General features: G+C 41.3%; 18 protein-coding genes. 1 reads left to right on the top strand and 17 read right to left on the bottom strand.

What is annotated here, in order from left to right; all coding sequences use genetic code 11:
• Positions 1-34: 34 nt before the first annotated feature.
• Positions 35-469 carry a RicAFT regulatory complex protein RicA family protein gene (locus tag IRY55_RS01445; RefSeq protein WP_194561477.1) on the bottom strand — a complete coding sequence of 145 codons (435 nt, stop codon included), beginning with the start codon at positions 467-469 and terminating at the stop codon, positions 35-37.
• Positions 469-2004, bottom strand: coding sequence for a tRNA (N6-isopentenyl adenosine(37)-C2)-methylthiotransferase MiaB (gene miaB / locus IRY55_RS01440; protein WP_194561476.1), 1536 nt, complete (start codon positions 2002-2004; stop codon positions 469-471). The genes IRY55_RS01445 and miaB overlap by 1 nt, the downstream gene beginning before the upstream one ends.
• 194 nt (positions 2005-2198) lie before the next feature.
• On the opposite strand from miaB, the gene IRY55_RS01435 reads away from it, so the two are divergent.
• Positions 2199-3740, top strand: coding sequence for an S-layer homology domain-containing protein (locus tag IRY55_RS01435; protein WP_194561475.1), 1542 nt, complete (start codon positions 2199-2201; stop codon positions 3738-3740).
• A 41-nt stretch (positions 3741-3781) separates the two neighbouring features.
• Here IRY55_RS01435 and IRY55_RS01430 read toward each other — a convergent pair whose 3' ends face one another.
• The 15 genes from IRY55_RS01430 to IRY55_RS01360 form a co-directional block, all read right to left on the bottom strand.
• Complete coding sequence (locus IRY55_RS01430) at positions 3782-4579, bottom strand: TIGR00282 family metallophosphoesterase (protein ID WP_194561474.1); 798 nt, start codon at positions 4577-4579, stop codon at positions 3782-3784.
• Between the two features lie 58 nt (positions 4580-4637).
• Positions 4638-6194 carry a ribonuclease Y gene (rny, locus tag IRY55_RS01425; protein WP_194561473.1) on the bottom strand — a complete coding sequence of 519 codons (1557 nt, stop codon included), beginning with the start codon at positions 6192-6194 and terminating at the stop codon, positions 4638-4640.
• A gap of 226 nt (positions 6195-6420) precedes the next feature.
• Positions 6421-7485: a recombinase RecA gene (gene recA, locus IRY55_RS01420; RefSeq protein WP_194561472.1), complete on the bottom strand. Its 1065-nt coding sequence runs from the start codon at positions 7483-7485 to the stop codon at positions 6421-6423.
• A 118-nt stretch (positions 7486-7603) separates the two neighbouring features.
• The gene (locus IRY55_RS01415; protein WP_194561471.1) at positions 7604-8863 is read right to left on the bottom strand and encodes a competence/damage-inducible protein A; all 1260 of its coding nucleotides are present in this window, start codon (positions 8861-8863) and stop codon (positions 7604-7606) included.
• Positions 8864-8874: 11 nt separating this feature from the next.
• Positions 8875-9453 (bottom strand): CDP-diacylglycerol--glycerol-3-phosphate 3-phosphatidyltransferase, encoded by a 579-nt coding sequence (pgsA, locus tag IRY55_RS01410; protein ID WP_194561470.1) that lies wholly within the window; start codon positions 9451-9453, stop codon positions 8875-8877.
• Between the two features lie 50 nt (positions 9454-9503).
• Complete coding sequence (locus IRY55_RS01405) at positions 9504-10361, bottom strand: helix-turn-helix domain-containing protein (protein ID WP_194561469.1); 858 nt, start codon at positions 10359-10361, stop codon at positions 9504-9506.
• A 35-nt stretch (positions 10362-10396) separates the two neighbouring features.
• Positions 10397-11188: a DUF3388 domain-containing protein gene (locus IRY55_RS01400; RefSeq protein WP_194561468.1), complete on the bottom strand. Its 792-nt coding sequence runs from the start codon at positions 11186-11188 to the stop codon at positions 10397-10399.
• A 93-nt stretch (positions 11189-11281) separates the two neighbouring features.
• Complete coding sequence (ymfI, locus tag IRY55_RS01395) at positions 11282-12010, bottom strand: elongation factor P 5-aminopentanone reductase (RefSeq protein ID WP_194561467.1); 729 nt, start codon at positions 12008-12010, stop codon at positions 11282-11284.
• On the bottom strand, positions 12007-13299 hold the full coding sequence (gene yfmH, locus IRY55_RS01390) for an EF-P 5-aminopentanol modification-associated protein YfmH (protein WP_194561466.1): 1293 nt from the start codon (positions 13297-13299) through the stop codon (positions 12007-12009). Before yfmH ends, ymfI begins: the two co-directional genes overlap by 4 nt.
• Positions 13286-14560: an EF-P 5-aminopentanol modification-associated protein YfmF gene (gene yfmF / locus IRY55_RS01385; protein ID WP_194561465.1), complete on the bottom strand. Its 1275-nt coding sequence runs from the start codon at positions 14558-14560 to the stop codon at positions 13286-13288. The genes yfmH and yfmF overlap by 14 nt, the downstream gene beginning before the upstream one ends.
• 163 nt (positions 14561-14723) lie before the next feature.
• Positions 14724-15677 carry an ABC transporter permease gene (locus tag IRY55_RS01380; protein WP_194561464.1) on the bottom strand — a complete coding sequence of 318 codons (954 nt, stop codon included), beginning with the start codon at positions 15675-15677 and terminating at the stop codon, positions 14724-14726.
• Positions 15678-16727: an ABC transporter permease gene (locus IRY55_RS01375; protein WP_328799597.1), complete on the bottom strand. Its 1050-nt coding sequence runs from the start codon at positions 16725-16727 to the stop codon at positions 15678-15680. It lies immediately after the preceding gene.
• On the bottom strand, positions 16724-18256 hold the full coding sequence (locus IRY55_RS01370) for an ABC transporter ATP-binding protein (protein WP_194561463.1): 1533 nt from the start codon (positions 18254-18256) through the stop codon (positions 16724-16726). The genes IRY55_RS01375 and IRY55_RS01370 overlap by 4 nt, the downstream gene beginning before the upstream one ends.
• A gap of 202 nt (positions 18257-18458) precedes the next feature.
• Positions 18459-19547 carry a BMP family lipoprotein gene (locus IRY55_RS01365; RefSeq protein ID WP_194561462.1) on the bottom strand — a complete coding sequence of 363 codons (1089 nt, stop codon included), beginning with the start codon at positions 19545-19547 and terminating at the stop codon, positions 18459-18461.
• A 37-nt stretch (positions 19548-19584) separates the two neighbouring features.
• Entirely contained in the window at positions 19585-20310 is a 726-nt protein-coding gene (locus tag IRY55_RS01360; protein ID WP_194561461.1) for a GntR family transcriptional regulator, read from the bottom strand.
• Between the last annotated feature and the right edge of the window lie 156 nt (positions 20311-20466).

The following is a 20466-nucleotide window of genomic DNA, read 5'->3' as shown; positions in this document are numbered from 1 at the left end:
CCATGTTAAATGGATATTTAAACAGTTTTATCAATTAACTACATGTACGCGGACCCGCATTTTGAATATATGAGCCCGTTTCGCCTCGTAAGACGTCGCCACCTGTCGCTTCAATAATTTCGGTCGTTACTGTATTGGCAATCGCAGATGTGACAATTTGAAGCAAGTCATTCACTTCGATTTGCGCTTGTTTAAATTCTGTCACAACTGGAATTGCATCTAATTCTTCTTCGATTTTTTCGATTTTAGCTTGCGTTAATTCATAAGCACGTTTTTTGTCATATTGTTGGTAGTTTACCGCTTGTTGATTTAACACTTTTAAGCTTGCAATACTTTCACGCACTTTTTGATTTTCATTAATTTTTGCTTCTGCATTTTTGAAAAATTCTACTTGTTCTGTCGATGCGATCATTTGTGCTAATTTCTGCGCCGCTTCTACAATCTCATCTTTCGTATACAATTTTGTCATCATACTGTCTCCTTTTGTTTAACTAAACCGATGTATTCTCCATCGAGTGACCACGTTTTAGCATCGGTCACTTTCACTTCAACAATCTCACCGATGACCTCTTTCGGTGCTCTAAAGTTGACGAGCTTATTCTTTTCTGTGTAGCCCGAAAGCACTTCAGGATCTTTTTTACTTTCGCCTTCTACGAGTACTTTAACTGTTTGGCCTTCATATTGCGCCATCGCTTTCGCACTCGTTTCATTGACGAGTTTATTTAAGCGTTGCAAACGTTCTTTTTTCACTTCCATCGAGACATTATCTTGCATTTTCGCTGCAGGTGTCCCTTCTCGAGGTGAGTAAATGTACGTATACGCTGTATCAAAACCGACTTCTTCAAACAAAGTCATCGTCTCTTCAAATTGTTCATCTGTTTCATTCGGGAAACCGACGATAATATCTGTCGTCAATGTCACATTTGGAATCGCTTTTTTAATTTTAGCGACGAGTTCTAAAAATTGCTCGCGTGTATATTTACGCGACATCATTTTCAAAATAGCTGAAGAACCTGACTGTACTGGTAAATGAATGTGATCGACTAAATTTCCACCTTTTGCGAGCACTTCGATTAAACGATCGTCGAAATCTCTCGGATGACTCGTCGTAAAACGAATGCGCGGAATATCGATTTTGCGAAGATCGTCCATTAAATCACCTAATGTGTAATCGAGGTCTTCTAAATCTTTTCCGTACGCATTGACGTTTTGCCCAAGCAATGTAATCTCTTTATATCCTTGCGCTGCCAATTCTCTCACTTCTTGAATAATATCTTCTGGGCGGCGGCTGCGTTCTTTTCCACGCGTATACGGGACAATGCAATACGTACAAAACTTATCGCAACCGTACATAATGTTCACCCATGCTTTAATATGACCGAGACGCTGTTTCGGTAAGTTTTCAATAATGTCGCCTTCTTTTGACCATACTTCAACAACCATTTCTTTCGACATATACGCTTCATGCAAAATGTTTGGCAAGCGGTGAATATTATGCGTTCCAAAAATCATGTCGACATGAGGTTGACGGCTTAAAATCTCGTTGACGACCGACTCTTCTTGACTCATACATCCACATACACCGATGAGTAAATCAGGGCGTTCACGTTTTAAAGATTTCAAATGGCCGAGCTCTCCGAATACTTTATCTTCCGCATTTTCTCGAATCGCACATGTATTTAATAAAATGACATCCGCTTTGGTACGGTCTGGTGTGAATGTGTAGCCGAGTGCCATGAAAATTCCCGCCATCACTTCCGTATCGTGCTCGTTCATTTGGCAACCATAAGTTTGAATGTGAAACTTGCGCCCGTTCCCCATCTCTCGAAAACGCTCATCGATTTGGAAGTCATCATGATACTCGACTTCTTCCTTCCCACGACGTTTTGCGTCCTTTAATGATGGTGGTTGATACACACGATTAAAATATTGGCTATAGTCTTTTTCTTCTGTTTTCACTTCTGAGCCATCGGGTGTTTTATTTAAACGTTGTTCTTCGTTCATAGCGCAATGCTCCTTTCATAAAATCATCAAATCTATTATATGATACATTCGTTCATTATAACACTTTATTACTCGTAAACAATGCTATGCAAAGAAACGAATTTCGACAATTGTTGTACAGGAGGGATATTTTTCTATATTCGCTTCGAATTAAAAATGGTATGCTGAACGTATAAAAAAGGAGGTACGATGATTTGAAAAATTTAGGGAATTTACTCGCGGTCCTCATCTTGAGCATTTTGCTTATGCCTACGATCGGTGAAGCGAAACAACTATTTACTGATGTCGGAGACCAGCATGCTGCAAAAAAAGAAATTGATTATTTAGCTCAACAAAAAATTATTTCCGGTTACTCAAATGGTACATTTGGAGTGAATGATTCCATTACGCGATTACAAGCCTCTATCATGCTCGTGCGCGCTCTACAATTGCCAACAGCGAATCGTCCAGACCCAAAATTAAAAGATATTCCAAACACACATTCTGGTTACGCCATGGTCGCAACCGTTGTCGATGCGGGTATCATGACTGGAAAAAAGGACGGGTCTTTCGCGCCTTATGAATCATTAACTCGTGCTCAAATGGCTTCTATTTTAGTTAGAGCTTTTCAGTTAGAAGGCCAAACTGACTTAGCTTTTCGCGATATGACTGCCACACATTGGGCGACACGTGACGTACAGACATTGTACGCAAACAATATTACAACCGGTTATCCAGACAGTACATTCCGACCGAATGCCGCGATTACACGTGCTCATTTTTCTGTTTTTCTTGCGCGTGTTCTCGAACCGAAATTTCAACTTGCAAAAGTATGTTACACACCTGCTGTGGAAGAAAAACAAGTGATCGATGTAGCCGTCACGACCCTTTGGTCAAAACCGAATATCGCACGCATCATCGACCGACCTGCTATATCTCATCCTGTTGATCTTGCGAGTTGGACGCGCCAAATGACATATCAACAAAAGCTCGGCTTATTAGGGAAAATTGATACACAAGCGTTATACGGCCAAGAAGTAACCATTTTAGAAGAGAAAGACAATTGGTATAAAATAGCCGTCCACGAACAATTTAGCCCCATTCAAAAAGAAGGCTATCCTGGATGGGTACCTAAAAGCCATGTCGCAACGCAACAGGCGAATGTGAATGCTTGTGATGCGACGATTGTAACTGCTAATAAAACATTGTTACGCCACTTAGATGGCAAACCTTTTCGCGAAATTAGCTTCAATACGATGCTTCCAGTCGTGAAAGAAGATGAAAAACGCATTTATGTAAAAACACCGACGAATGGTACGAAATATATTATAAAAGAAGATGCGATGACAATACCTAGCTTTGAACATTTGCCAAAACCAACAGCTGAAAACCTTGTCGCCACAAGTAAACAATTTTTAGACTTACCGTATTTATGGGCGGGGACTTCGGGATATGGCTTCGATTGTTCAGGCTTTACGTATAGTATTTACAAGCAGCACGGCATTTTAATTCCGCGCGACTCTACCGTTCAAGCGACACATGGCGTCGCCGTTGCGAAAAAAGATTTACAAGTAGGCGATTTATTATTTTTCGCGCATGACCGAGGAAAAGGTGCCATTCACCATGTCAGCATGTATATTGGTAACGGAAACATGATTCACTCTCCTGATTATTCAAAACCGATTGAAATTATACCTATCACGCGTGAACCATATCAGTCTCAATATGCAGGAGCACGTCGTTATTTAGCACAATAGTGAAAAGAGAAGCAATCGTTTATACGACAGCTTCTCTTTTTTTACTTTTGAAATTGAAATGGTTGGTCTTCATTAATACGAATACGTTCAATATGTGTTGCCTTCCCTGTTTCGTCATCAATCTGAATGAACGCACCATTTAATTGAGCACGTCCTTGTTTCGGAACTTCAAAACGCGTAGGTAAATTTGTTTTAAAACGATATAAGACGTCTTCTTTTTTCATTCCTAAAATTTCATCATACGGACCTGTCATTCCAGCATCTGTCAAATACGCAGTGCCTCCTGGTAAAATACGCTCATCTGCAGTTTGTACGTGCGTATGTGTCCCGACGACAAAGCTTGCGCGACCATCTAAATGCCAACCCATCGCAATTTTTTCACTCGTTGCTTCCGCATGTAAATCTACAATGACGAGAGGAGTATCAATTTCATTCAAAATTTCATCGACTTTTTTGAATGGATCATCATGAGGAGGTAAAAATGTGCGCCCGTGCAAGTTAATGACCGCAATTTCTTTTCCTTTTTTCTCAACCACCGTATATCCTTGTCCTGGTGCTTCTTCTGAGAAGTTAGCAGGGCGCACGAGAAATTCTGCATCGTCGATAAAATCATAAATGTCTCGATTGTCCCACGTATGATTTCCCATCGTAACCACATCAACTCCAGCATGTAGTAAATCGTCGTAAATGCGCTTCGTAATCCCTCGACCTGCCGCTGCGTTTTCCCCATTTGCAATGATGAGATCCGCTTCATATTTTTGGCGTAAACGTGGCACATAATCAAAAATCATATCACGGCCAATCGATCCAACGATATCTCCGATAAAAATAATATTCATTTTTCATTCCTCTTTCCATGAAAAAAAGGGATTCGCCTTAACGAACCCCTTTTGTTTTTTATTTCGCGTATTCGACCGCTCGTGTTTCACGAATCACAGTCACTTTTATGTGGCCTGGATAATTGAGTTCTTCTTCAATTTGCTTACGAATGTCTCGCGCTAATCGATGTTGCGTAATGTCATCAACATGGTCTGGACGTACAATGATACGTACTTCGCGGCCAGCTTGAATCGCATATGACTTTTCTACACCTTCATACGACTCGGCGATTTCTTCTAAACGCTCTAATCGTTTAATGTAGTTTTCTAAAGTTTCGCTTCGAGCACCAGGGCGAGCAGCAGATAATGCGTCCGCCGCTGCAACTAATACTGCAATAATTGAAGTTGCTTCTTCATCACCGTGGTGAGAAGCAATACTATTAATTACGACCGGATGTTCTTTATACTTAATTGCTAATTCTTTCCCGATTTGAACGTGGCTACCTTCCACTTCATGGTCGATTGCTTTCCCGATGTCATGCAATAAACCTGCTCGACGTGCTAATGTGACGTCTTCGCCAAGTTCTGCTGCAAGAAGTCCTGTTAAATATGCGACTTCAATCGAGTGTTTTAACACGTTCTGTCCATAACTAGTACGGAAATGGAGTCGGCCTAAAATTTTAATTAAGTCAGGGTGCAAGTTATGAATTCCGATATCGAATGTCGTCTCTTCCCCTTTTTCACGAATCAGTTCATCTACTTCGCGACGTGATTTATCGACCATCTCTTCGATGCGCGCTGGATGAATTCGTCCATCTTGGACGAGCTTTTCAAGCGCTAGTCGAGCTACTTCACGGCGAACAGGATCAAATCCTGATAAAATTACTGCTTCCGGCGTATCGTCAATAATGAGATCAATACCTGTTAACGTCTCAAGTGTTCGAATATTTCGTCCTTCACGTCCAATGATGCGACCTTTCATCTCATCATTCGGAAGGTTTACGACAGAGACTGTTGTTTCAGCAACATGGTCCGCTGCAAAGCGTTGCAAAGCGAGTGACAAAATTTCGCGTGCTTTCTTTTCAGACTCTTCTTTTGCACGTTGTTCTGACTCTTTCGTCATTACTGCAATATCGACGGCGAGCTCTTTCTCAACACTTTCGAGAATGTAATCTTTCGCTTCATCTCGTGTCAGTGCTGCAATGCGTTCTAACTCCGTTTGCTGAGTTTTTAATAGCTCTTCCGCCTTGCGTTCCATCTGTTCAATATGCTGTTGTTTCTTAGTCAATTCTGATTCCCATTGATCTAAGCTCTCTTCTTTTCTGTTAAGAGTTTCATCTTTTCGATCGAGTAATTCTTCACGTTGCATTAAGCGATTTTCTTGCTTTGCAACTTCAGATCGTCGTTCGCGGATTTCTGCTTCCGCTTCGATTCTTAACTTGTGATTTTCGTCTTTTGCTTCCAGTAGTGCCTCTTTCTTCATTGCCTCCGCTTCTCGCTTCGCCTCTTCGACAATTTGAGTCGCTTGATGCTTGGCACCCGTCACCTTGGATTCATTCACGTTTTTATTGTAAAAATAGAGTACAATTGCACCGACGATAAAACCGAGCAAAGCGGAGATGATATATTCAGACAATCCTGGTCACCTCCTCTTGCTAATATTCTTTTCAGTCGGCTCGTATATTAAATTGCAACATACTGCCAATGCATTTCAATTTAGTATGATGTGACACACTTATCATTGTAACGATGTAGCTACGTGCTGTCAAGACTCGTGAACTTGCTCTTGTGAGAGGAAATATACAACGATATGAGGTAAAAAATGCCAACATCTCGAATCGAAATGTTGGCATTTTAAGGATTTATTCTTCTTTTTTTGGAATTAACTCTGTCAATTCATCTTCTTCTTCATCATGCTCACCGATGACATAATTTTGGCTTGCAATTCCGTAAGATGCACGGATTTTTTCAGCTATTTCATCGCGAATTTCTGGATTTTCAATGAAGAATTGTTTAACATTTTCACGACCTTGACCAAGACGCTCTCCTTCATAAGAATACCAAGAACCACTCTTCTGAACGATATCGAGTTCTGCACCGATGTCGACGATTTCACCTTCTTTTGAAATCCCTTCACCATACATAATATCTACTTCTGCTGTACGGAATGGTGGAGCTACTTTATTTTTCACGACACGAATACGTGTTTTATTCCCCATAATGTCCGTACCTTGCTTAATCGCTTCACCACGACGTACTTCTAAACGTACAGAGGAGTAGAATTTAAGCGCACGACCACCCGGTGTAACTTCAGGATTACCGAACATCACGCCAACTTTTTCACGGATTTGGTTAATGAATACGGCAATCGTTTTCGATTTATTGATTGCTCCTGATAATTTACGCAAAGCTTGTGACATTAAACGCGCTTGAAGACCGACGTGCGAGTCACCCATCTCTCCTTCAATCTCTGCTTTCGGTACGAGTGCTGCTACTGAGTCCACGACAACGATATCTACTGCACCACTACGAACGAGCGCTTCAGCAATTTCCAAAGCTTGCTCTCCCGTATCTGGTTGAGATAAAAGTAAATTGTCGATATCAACGCCTAATTTTTTTGCATAGACAGGGTCCAATGCGTGCTCAGCGTCGATGAATGCCGCTTGTCCGCCATCCGCTTGTACTTCAGCAATCGCATGAAGTGCGACTGTCGTCTTACCAGAACTTTCTGGACCGTAAATCTCAATTACCCGGCCACGTGGATATCCACCTACTCCTAAAGCTGCGTCAAGTGCGAGTGAACCCGATGATGATGTTGAAATTTCGTGATCTGTCGTTTCACCTAACATCATGACTGAACCTTTACCGAATTGTTTCTCTATTTGTTTTAAAGCATTATCTAGTGCTGTTTTTCTTTGCTGATCCATATTTATTACATCCTCCTCAAACATCACCGAATGGATGTTCTTTTTTCGTTAATTTAACTATACGACTTTTTTGCTCATTTGACAAGAAATAAGCGAACATTTATTCTGATTTTGAATTTTATATGTCTTTTGAGCTTAATTTCTCGCTTTCTAACAATTGGATTAAGTAATGGTAAGCAAAGTTTGTAGTGCGCATGCGATTCGTGTTACGCATTCCCGATAGTTGAAGGCGATACGTATGCGACTCACCTTTATAAGAAATACCGATCCACACCGTTCCAGCGGGTTGCCCGTCATGACTGTCTGGTCCCGCCGCTCCTGTCAATCCAATTCCTATATCTGATGCAAATTGACGACGCACTGCATCAGCCATTTGCGCTGCACAATATTCAGAAACTACTCCATGCTGTTCAAGCGCTTCTCGGTTCAACCCGAGTTGCTTTACCTTTTGATCAATAGAGTAGACGACCATCCCACCTCCAAATACCGCACTAGCTCCTGTAATTGAAGCAAGTTGTGACATAAACTGACCGCCCGTTAAACTTTCAGCAGCCGCAATTGTCAATTGTGATGTTTGCAATAAATCTACTGCTTTTGAGAATAATGTTTCATCATCAATTCCGAAAATATATTCGCCGATGAGAGCACGGATATCCGCCTCCACTGGAGCAATGTGCGCAAAAGCTTCTTCCACGGAAGTAGCTTTTGCTGTTAAGCGCAATGTGACTCCTTTTGGACTCGCAAGCGGTGCAACTGTAGGATTTGTCTGAGTTTCTAAAATCGATTCGATGCGTGACTCTAGTTCTGCTTCTCCAATTCCAAAACAGTTGAGGACGCGAGAGACAATGACTTCTTGACGCTCATCCAAATTTAATAAATAAGGAATCACTTCTTTTTCAAACATCGGTTTCATCTCGTGCGGAGGTCCAGGCATTAAAATATACGTATTTTCATCATTTGTGTAAGCCATACCTGGCGCCATTCCCGTATAATTTTTCAGCACCGTACTATTTTTAAAAACGAGCGCCTGTTTTTTATTGTTTGGCGTCATGACGCGGCCTTGTCGTTCAAAATAATCGGTAATATGTTCGATTGCCGCATCGTCGTAATCTAACTCAATGCCTAAGTGACGAGCAATCGCTTCTTTCGTCAAATCATCTTTCGTCGGTCCTAATCCACCTGTAAAAAGCAAAACGTCTGCACGTTGCTCCGCAATTTTAATCGCATCGACTAATCGCTCTGGATTGTCTCCGATAACGGTATGATAATAGACATCTACCCCAATTTCAGCGAGTCTTGCTGAAATAAACTGCGCATTCGTGTTCGTGATTTGTCCTAATAATAATTCTGATCCGACTGCAATAATTTCTGCTTTCATCTTCCGTCACCTCACATTGAGTCTAATAAAACATGGCGATTTTTATAGAAATAGTCTGCCCCTGACCAAATCGTGAATATTAAAGCGATATATAACATAATGTCTCCTGCTGGAATGTTCGCAAGTGTGAAAAAGGCATTGTCAAACAATAATAAAATAATGGCTAACAATTGAGCGACGGTTTTAATTTTCCCTAAATTGTTCGCTGCAACGACTTCCCCTTCACCCGCTAGCAATAAACGCAAACCGGTCACAGCAAACTCACGACTAATGATCACAATGACAATCCAACTTGCCGCAAGATGCATTTCGACTAAAATAATAAATGCTGCTGAAACGAGTAATTTGTCAGCTAATGGATCTAAAAACTTCCCCATATTCGTCACTAAATTATGTTTGCGTGCTAAATAGCCATCTAGCCAATCTGTCATCGACGCGATGATGAAAATCAATGTTCCGATGAAACGTTCGATAGAAATTGTCACACCACCGAAAGATAGGTCGCCCATCCCAAAATCAACAATCATAAAAATGATAAAAATCGGGATGAGAAGTACGCGTAATACAGTTATTTTATTCGGTAAGTTCATGTCTAAGTCTCCTTTTTATTTAGAATGAAAATAGTCATCTAAATAGATGACTATTTTTCAAATTGAATATAAATCGTCTGATCGACACGTTCTAACTCATAAGGTAATTCTTTATCATTAATAAATACTTTCGCATCATTTGTACGGCCGAGACGAATTCTTATTTGAGATTGATCCGTCACATCTAAATCCACGACATCTCCATCTTTTAAAACCGCCGCGCCTCCAGGAGTTAATTCTTCTTGATTGTCCGTTAAAACACTCACCCAAGATTCTCCTGATAATTCGATGCGTAATTTAAATTGCTCCGCTTCACTCAAACGATATGTTGTCGTATCTCCTGCAACACTAACGACTTCGACTTTCTGTTCCATCACAGGCTCTTCCGGTTCTTCTTCTGGCTCTTCTTTCGGCTCTTCTTCAACGACAGGAGGTTTAGGAGGTTCTTTTTGTTGAACAGTCACTTTATTGTCTTCTGGCAAATCATCGACCGGACTATTCTCTCCTTTTCCATTCATCGTCCATTTCATAAGCAATGCAATAATTACCACGATTGCAATAATAATAATAGCGAAAAATAATTTAGGCATCATTTGTTTCATCGCATTATTCGAACGTACTCGGCGATGTCTCGACCTTAAGGGCGTCACTTCTTCTTCCGCTTCCGCTTCAGGTGAAGGATGCTCTTCTTTATAGAGACTCAATATTTCTTGCGGATCTAAATCTACCGCTTCCGCATATTGTTTAATAAAAGCTCTCGCATAAAACGCTCCTGGCATCGAGCTATAATCTTCTTTTTCAATTCCGGAAAGGTATCGTTTTTGAATTTTTGTTATCGATTGTAAATCATCCAGCGAATACCCTTTCGCTTCTCGAGCCTCTCGTAATAGCTCACCTAATCCGGTCAATACAACCACCCACCTCAATAATATTTGACAATTGTTTAAAAAGGAAACATATCCATGCTTTGAATCGGTGCCATCGGGACATCTTTTTCTAAAAGATCGTACGTAATTTCTTCATCTTCTGTCGTGCGCAGTTCAATAATGTAATCAAAATCATCCATCGTATATTCCGAATGTTTGACGAATAAGTCAGGGTGTTCAATCACTTTCACACCAGGGATACTCATAATTTCACGCACGAGTTGCATATGCTTTTCATCTCCTGCCCGACGCGTCACAATGCCGTCAAAAATGAAAATATTATTCGGATCATATTCATCCCCTTGGAGACGATTACGCACGGTCTGTTTCAATAAAGTAGAGGATAAAAACACCCATTTTTTATTCGCTGACACACTTGCCGCAACAATGGCTTCTGTTTTTCCGACTCGCGGCATCCCTCGAACCCCTATCAACTTATGTCCTTCCTCTTTAAAAAGTTCAGACATAAAATCAACAAGTACTCCGAGATCGCTACGCACGAATCGGTAAAGTTTACGGTTTGTACTCGAACGTTCGATATAACGACCATGACGAACTGCTAGGCGATCTCGCAATCTAGGCTTTCGAATTTTACGAAGTTCAATCGCTTCCATCGTACGCGCAATTAAGGAGAAACGTTCAATTTGTTTATCGTCTTGCGCTTTCACTAACATGACACGTCGATTATTTTCCACGACACCATTAATCGTTATGATATTTACTTTTAACATCCCAAGTAAAGATGCGATATCCCCTAAGAGACCTGGCCGATTAATTTTGATTTCATATTCTACGTACCATTCACTCATCCGTCGACACCTACCTTTATCGTTTCAACTGTGTAACCCTATCATAACGGATAGCATTAACAATTTAAAGGAAAAACACTGACTTATGTCGACTTATGAAATATACCAACCGCCATTTAAGTTAATGACCTCGCCCGTCATGTAATCAGCACGCCCACTCACTAAAAATGTCACATAATTCGCGACATCAGCAGGTGTTCCAATTTGTTGGAGCGGAATGGACGTTTGCGCTTCTTTGCGCTCTTCCTCATTGAACATACGATTCATTTTTGTGTCGATCCATCCAGGCGCGACACCGTTCACCCGAATGCCTAAAGAAGCGACTTCTTTTGCATAAGCGCGTACGAAGGCATGCTGTGCTCCTTTTACTGTCGAGTACAACACTTCATTCGCCGCACCCGCACTGCCCCAGATGGAACCTATAAAGATGACGTATGAAACGAGCTTATGTTGCATGCGTGCACTTAATGTACTAATAATTTTAATCGGAGATTGAACGTGCACTTTCCATAAGTAGTCCATCTCTTCATCTGTCGTATCGCTCACGAGCTTCAATAGCTCCACGCCATGCGCTACGATAATCGCTTCCACTTCAACAATCGATTGTGCCAATTTTTCTACTTGTTCCGGATCATACAAATTCGCTTGCATCGGTAAAAAGTATTGCTCCGGATACATCGTTTCTAATTGTTGTAGCAACTGTTCAATACGCGATACATTCGTCGAATAGTGCAAGTAGAGCGACCAGCCATCTTGTGCTAATTCGCGACAAATCGCGTGGCCAATTTCTCCAGATGCTCCTAATACGAGGGCAAATTTCATGCTTCTTTCTCCATCGGCACGATTTGCATGACTGTCGAATTATTCGATTGTACAAACCATTCAAGACCTTCTTTCACATCTTCTAATGTGATTGAGCGATAAACCTCGACATGATCGAATAGCATCGTGTCGTGGAATGCATAGTTTGTAAATTGGTTTGCGATAAATTCTGGACTATTTAAAGAACGAATAAATAAACCGATTTTTCGTTTAATGAGGCGCTCTAACGCTTCTGCTTCTAGCAATTCATTCCGGCGTTCGAACGTTTCTCGGACTACTTCGCGGAATCTTTCTGCTTCAAATGTATCTGTGCTGATCGTCGCAAATGCAAATGTGCTTTCTAACGTCACATCGTAACCGAAGGATTCGTCGATTAGCCCTTCATCATATGCTTTCTCATAAAATGGTGTCGTTGTGCCAAATAATAAGTCTAGGCCGAGCTCGTAAATTAGTTCACGCTTTAAAAACGCTTGTCCTTTCAATTGACCAGCAGGCAATTTAAAGCCGACATTCACTTTCGGTTTAAAAACGTCCATTGCAATCGTACGCTCTTTTACTTGTACTGTTAAATCTTCTTCTTCAATAAAGCGCTCCACATTCGGTTCATTCGTCAATTCACGCGCTCCTTGATTGTTGCGAATGAGCTGCATCATTGGCTCTACATCGACTGCTCCCACAACGAATAATAGCATGTTGGACGGATGGTAAAATGTTTCGTAGCACGTATATAAATGATCTTTCGTAATCTCTTGAATCGATTCCACTGTTCCTGCAATATCGATTCTTACAGGATGTTTACGGTACATATTTTCCACCGCCCCGAAATAGATGCGCCAGTCTGGCGAATCGTCATACATCATAATTTCTTGTGCGATGATGCCTTTTTCTTTCTCTACTGTCTCTTCTGTAAAGTAAGGCGCTTGAACGAAGTCGAGCAAAGTCGTCATATTTTTTTCCACATTGCTCGTCGCTGAAAATAAGTATGCTGTTCGTGTAAATGATGTATAAGCATTCACAGAGGCCCCTTGTTGACTGAATGTATGAAAAATATCGCCCTCTTCTTTTTCGAACATTTTATGCTCTAAAAAATGCGCAATTCCATCAGGGACAACAATCGGTTCTTTCGCATGAAGCGGCGTGAACATTCGGTCAATTGAACCGTACTTCGTTGTGTACGTCGCGTACGTTTTGGAATATTCTTTTTTCGGAAGGATGTATACCGTCAGTCCGTTCGGCAGAACTTCTTTATATAATGTTTCTTCCACTGCTTGCAATTCAATCTTCTCCATCTTCACGCTCTCCTTTCAATAAAAAGATCGCTTCTTTTTTCAATGTTTGAATTGCGGCGATCACTTCTTCTTTCGTCACAGCATTCCAACGTTTAATTAAAGCTTGCGCTGAAAAGTTCGCATAGTCTTCTTTATATTGATCAAATAAAACCATTTGACCACGAACGGTATCGAGTGCACTGCGAATAGAGTTCGCGAGCAACGCTTTCGTCTGTTCTAATTCCAATTCTGAAATGTCTCCGCTCTGCATCATCGCAATTTGTTCATTAATTAAACGAATTACTTTATCCTTTTCGTTCCAATCAATTCCACCGCTAATTGTCAATAATCCATATTGGCTAATGTAACTACTGCTGATCGTATATGCCATGCTTTCTTTTTCACGTACGTTTTGGAAGAGTTTGCTATGTGCAAATCCTCCTAATATACCGTTTGCGACTTGCATCGCTGCAAAGCGCTCATCATGCAAGGTAATCGGTGTCGAATAACCGATGTTTAATTTTCCTTGACGAATCGCATTCGTTTCTTCTTTCTCTTGTATTTCAACACACGTTGAAACGGTTGGCGCATAAGTCGGAATTTCCTCATATTCACGCTGTTGAATGATTGGTCGGAACGTATCGATAATGAGTTGCTCATCAATATCTCCGACGACATAAATCGTCAACTTATCTTCTTTCAACATCGCTTCGTATTGTTCCACTAATGAAGCCGGTGTAACCGCTTGTACGAGCTCCTCTGTACCGAGTCGTGACTTTGCGACATAATCGTCTGGTCGCATCATTTGAATTAATTGACGATACGCATAGCGGTCTTTATCGTCATAAATAGATTGAATTCGCTCAACAATCGAACGCTTCTCACGTCTCACTGTCGCTTCATCGAATTTGCCGTCTTTCACATTCGGCCGCTGAATCGTTTCTGCTAAAAATGTGAGCCATTCTGCGAAATGGTTCTCACTGCGAACGAAACGTTCATGTACCGTCTCTGAAAAAAGAAGAAAACGATGTTTATTTTCGCGTTTTGAAACATCTGTAATTAATGTAGAACCGTAAAGTTCATCTAGTTTATTTTTGTACTTGGCGTACGTTGGATAACGCTCGTTTGAATCTTGCAAAACATTTGATAATACGGCGCGGTGTGCAGCCGATATTTCATCAAATTCACGATCCCATTGCATGAGAATCGTGACGGTTTTAAATTGTTGTGTCGGTCGAATATATAAATCGACCCCGCTTGAAATCGGATAATGCTTAAACATGGTCCACCTCATTCTAAATATTACAAAGCTTCCTTCACTATACATGTTCAGTGAAATAGTTCGCAACCGTTACACGTTCATTTCGTTGAAAAACGTCACATTTTTCAATCTACGGTTCTCATTTAAAAAACTCCCTCTCCAAAATGGAGAAGGAGTGAAATAATTAACGGCTTCCTTTAATATACGGTTGTCCGTTCGCTTTCGGTGCACGTGCACGACCGATAAATCCTGCGAGTGCTAAAATTGTTAAGACATATGGTAAAATGTGCAAATATACATCTGGTACATTCGCTAAAAACTCGATGTTTGCAGAACTGATTTTGAGCGCTTGTGCGAATCCGAAGAATAATGCTGCTCCCATCGCTCCAAGCGGATGCCATTTTCCGAAAATCATCGCAGCTAGCGCCATGAATCCTTGACCATTAATCGTCGTATGGTCGAAGTTACCTGTCATCGTTTGTGCATAAACCGCTCCACCGATTCCAGCGAGCGCTCCTGAAATAATTACCGCAATATAGCGCGTACGGGTCACATTAATCCCCATCGTATCCGCTGCCATCGGATGTTCTCCAACCGAACGTAAACGCAAACCGAACGGTGTTTTATAAATGACGAACCATGCGATCAGTGCAACGGCAATCGCTAAAATGCTCGTTCCATATACCGTTTTAAAAAACATCGGTCCAATAATGGGAATGTCTTGTAAAATCGGCATATCGAAACGCGGAATTTTATAGTTGACGTATTCAGTCTGACCTTTTCCATACATCATTTTAATCGAGAAAAGTGCGACGGCGATACCGAGCATATTAATCGCAACCCCTGAAACAACTTGATCTGCGCGGAATGAAATCGATGCAACCGCGTGTAAAATGGAGAACACTCCTGCAACGAGCATCGCCACAAGAATCGAAATCCAAGGTGTCCAAGCACCGAATGTTCCTGCGAAAGTTAAGTTAAAGACGATTGCGATAAACGCTCCAATCACCATCAACCCTTCTAAACCGATGTTCACGACACCTGAACGTTCTGAAAAGACTCCACCAATTGCTGTGAAAATAAGAGGCGCCGCATAGGCAATCATCATCGGCATGATGAAATATAATGCTGTTAACATTTACTTCGCCTCCTTTTTCTTGCTCATTTTCTCTAAGAAGACACGGATAATATATCCGCTTGCTACGAAGAAAATGATTAACGCGATCACGATGGATACAATCTCAATCGGTACGCCTGCTGCGTTCGGCATATTGAGTGAACCGTACTTTAACGAACCGAATAAAATCGCCCCAAACAATACGCCAATCGGTGTGTTCGCTCCGAGCAATGCGACAGCAATCCCGTCGAACCCGATGCCTGTGAAGTCGGTACTTTCTGTAATGTAACCGAATGTTCCAAGTCCTTCCATCGCTCCTGCAAGTCCAGCAAATCCGCCTGAAATCATCATCGACACGATAATGTTTTTCTTCACGTTCATTCCGGCATATTGTGAAGCATGGTCGTTAAACCCGACTGCTTTTAATTCAAATCCAGTTTTCGTGCGTTCTAATAAAAACCACATGAAAATAACCATTAAAATTGCGACGATAAACCCGTAGTGCAGTGTTGAATAATCTGTCAACTGTTCTAAAAAAGGAGAACGCAATGACGCGCTATCATGAATCGTCTCTGTTTTATACGTTCCTGATGACGCTTTAATGAGTGCGTTCACAACGTGCAATGCGATATAGTTCATCATGATTGTGACGATTACTTCGTGCACTTGCAATGTCGCTTTCAATAAACCTGGTAAAAACGCCCATAATGCACCTGCTGCAGCTGCTGCGAGTAAAGCGAGTGGTAAATGGATAATCGTCGGTAATTCAAACGTCGTTCCAACATAGGCTGCTGCAAACCATCCGACGAGCAATTGCCCTTCTACTCCGATGTTAAATAACCCTGTTCGGAAAGCGAATGCAACAGCTAGACCTGCCAAAATATAAGGTGCAATTTGACGTACTGTTTCACCCATCGCATAGGCATCTCCGAAAATACCGTTCCAAAGTGCCACGTAGCCTTTAATCGCATCATAGCCACTTAACCACATGATGATCGCTCCGATTAATAAACCGAGGACAATTGAAATAAGTGGAACTAAAATGCTTTTACTATTAAATTTCGACTTCACAGACGGTCACCTTCTTCGCTATTTCCGACATGTCCTGCCATGAGTAGGCCGAGCTGTTGCTCTGTTGCATCTTGCGGTTTCACTGTTGATACGATTTGTCCATCGTAAATGACCGCAATCGTGTCTGAAACGTTCATCACTTCGTCTAATTCAAATGATATGAGCAACACCGCTTTTCCGTTATCACGCTGTTCGATCAGACGCTTATGAATAAATTCAATCGCTCCAACATCAAGCCCACGTGTAGGAAGTGCCGCAATTAATAAGTCAGGATCGCGAGATACTTCACGACCGATAATTAATTTTTGTTGGTTTCCTCCAGAAAGAGCACGTGCTAACTCATGCTCCCCTTGAGTACGAACATCGTATTCTTCAATAATTTCGTTCGCAAATTTGGACACTTCTTTATAATTCATAATGCCACCTTTAGAAAATGGTTGCTTATAATACGTTTGTAAAACGGAGTTGTAGCCGACTGAAAAATTTAAAACGAGACCATGTTTATGGCGGTCTTGTGGAATATGACCGACACCTGTCTCTGTAATTTTACGCGGCGACTCATTTGCAAGATCATGCCCTCCAAGACGAATCGTTCCCGATTTCGTTTTGCGCAAACCGGTAATCGCTTCAATCAATTCTGACTGACCATTGCCATCAATCCCTGCAATTCCGACAATTTCTCCGTACCGCACTTGTAAATTTAAGTTTTTTACTTTTGCGATTTTACGATTGTCTTCCACCACGAGATTTTGAATGTCTAAAGCGACTTCACCTGGCGTCGCTTCTGTCTTTTCCGTTTTAAACGTCACTTGACGGCCTACCATGAGCGAAGCGAGCTCTTCTGGACTAGACTGATCCGTTGTAACCGTACCGATTCCTTCTCCTTTACGGATGATTGTGACGCGGTCTGAAACAGCCATAATTTCATTCAACTTATGGGTAATCAAGATGATTGATTTTCCTTCATCGATTAAGTTTTTCATAATGTGCATTAATTCATCGATTTCTTGCGGTGTTAAAGAAGCGGTCGGTTCGTCAAAAATGAGAACTTCCGCTCCACGATACAATGTTTTTAAAATTTCCACGCGTTGTTGCATCCCGACGGATATGTCTTCAATTACTGCTGACGGGTCGACAGCCAAGCCGTATAACTCTGATATTTCGGCGACTTTTTTCTCAGCTTCTTTAATATTGATGACGCCCATCTTCGTCGGTTCATTACCTAAAATAATATTTTCCGTTACCGTTAAATTTTCAACGAGCATAAAGTGTTGGTGCACCATGCCAATTCCAAGGTCGTTCGCAATATTTGGGTTCGCGATGTCCACTTCTTTACCACGAACTTTAATCGTTCCTTCTTCCGGTTGATACAAACCGAAAAGAACGTTCATCAAAGTGGATTTTCCCGCTCCATTTTCTCCTAAAAGTGCGTGAACTTCTCCCTTTTTAAGTTGCAATGTAATGTTTTTATTCGCATAAAAATTTCCGAACTTTTTGGATATGTTCAACATTTCGACTACGTATTCCAACGCCGTCACTCCTTCACTTCCATACTTCTTACTACAGTAAAAATGGTCGACCTAAATTTTTAGCATAGTAAGCTTAAAAAAATCTAGAATATCAGCCGCTTCTACACAGTACGATACTGCGGACGAACGACGATTCTAAGAACGATTCGCGTTCGTCGCAGAAGGGACATATTATTCTAGATTCCATCACAATATTTCAATATTATTTGACTGGTTCTTCTGGTACTTCAATTTCTCCGCTCGCAATTTTCGCTTCAAATTCAGCAACTTTCGCTAAAACTTCTTCAGAAATCGCGCCGCGTGAATCTGCTAAAATAACACCTTCATCTTCTAAACCGTAAACTAATGTTTCGCCACCTGGGAATTCCCCTTTGTTAGCGCGTTCTGTAATGTCTGTAACTGCTACGTCAACGCGTTTTAACATCGATGTTAATGTCACGTTTGTATTTTCATCCACTTTACCTTCTTCGTATTGATCAGAGTCGACTCCAATCACCCAGAAGTTTTTGTCTGGTGATGCTTTTTTCAATTCTTTCGCTTCAGCGAATACTCCGACACCCGCTCCTCCAGCTGCGTGGAAAACGATGTCTGCGCCACTTGCGTACATGCGGCTCGCCGCACCTTTACCGAGCGCTGCGTCTGTAAATGATGCGACGTATTGAACGTCTACTTTAATATCAGGGTTAATCGCTTTGACGCCTTCGATAAATCCAGCTTCGAAACGTTTAATGACTGGGATATCCATACCGCCAACGAAACCGATTTTATCTGTTTCTGTCGTAAGGGCTGCAGCAACTCCTGCGAGAAATGCTCCTTCTTGCTCTTTAAACATGACGCTCGCTACGTTATCGCCTTCTACTTCAGAGTCTACGATGACGAAGTTTGTATCTGGCTTTTGTGACGCGATTTCTTTAATGGCATCATCCATTAAGTAACCGATTCCGAATACGATATCGAAATCACGGCGCACTAAGTTGTTTAAGTTCGGTTTAAAGTCTGCTTCCTTCGTTGACGGAAGATAATCATATCCACCGTCTCCACGTTCTAAACCATTCGCTTCACCATATTCTGTAATCCCTTTCCAAGCAGATTGGTTGAATGATTTATCATCGACACCACCTGTATCTGTAACCATTGCTACTGATAGTACCTCATTACTTGGAGTATCTGTTGCTGTACCTTCATCTACCGGTTTTTCAGCTTCTGGTTCTTTATCTCCACCACATGCTGCTAACAATAATCCTGCTGACATCATCACTGATAAAGCTAAACCTTTTTTCTTGAACTTCATAATAAAGTCCTCCCTATGTTCATTTTTTAGTAGTTACCTATACACGTTTTCGTACAACTTGAAACTGAAACTTGTCCGCTCGAAAGTAATTCGTTGAATAAAGTACAACTTGTCCTTCTTCATTATAATGGCGTTGAATGAGAACAAGTAATGGAACATCGATGCCACAACGTAAAATAGCCGATGCTTCTTCATCATACCCGAGTGGTACAATTTCAGCGACTGCTTGAACAATTTTCATCTGCCCATTTAATTCTAAGCTGTCGAAAAGAGAATCGTTATAAATTCCTTCACCGTCCAATGATAAATGGCGACTGAGTGCATGATCAATGCAATAAACGACCGGTTCACCGTCCGCAGTTCTCACCCGTTTAATTGTCACGATTTCCTCTTCTAAATCACATTCAAAAATGGGCGCTAAATGCGAGTTCACGATGTGATGATCTACTGTTTTATAAATCGTTCCTGGTTCCATTCCGGCATTGCGAATCATTGTGGAAACACTTGCTAGTTGTTCAATTCCTGAATGGAATAGCGGTTTTGAACTGACAAATGTGCCGACTCCGTGTTTTCGCACGATGACTTTCTCTTCTTCTAAAATACGAAATGCCTCACGTAATGTCGCTCGACTCACGCCGAGTGAGCGGGCGAGTTCGAATTCGGATGGGAATCGTTCATTCTCTTGATAAACGCCATCTTCAATATCTTGTTTAATCTTTTCAATCACTTGAACGTAAAGATGGCGCTGATCGATTTTCACCATTTATTCACCTACTCTCCTTGTAAAAGTCTGACATCTGACGTTATACAACACTACTAACTCAATTTTAACTATATCATCTTCCTATTTAAAAATAAATAGTCCGTCTACCATTTTCCCCCTTATCCATTATGCTTCTTCGTTTTATTCACATTTTTG

Origin of the sequence: Savagea serpentis (assembly GCF_015351395.1) — a bacterium.
Taxonomy (GTDB): Bacteria; Bacillota; Bacilli; order Bacillales_A; family Planococcaceae; genus Savagea; species Savagea serpentis.
This window is presented reverse-complemented; position numbering and strand designations above follow the sequence as displayed.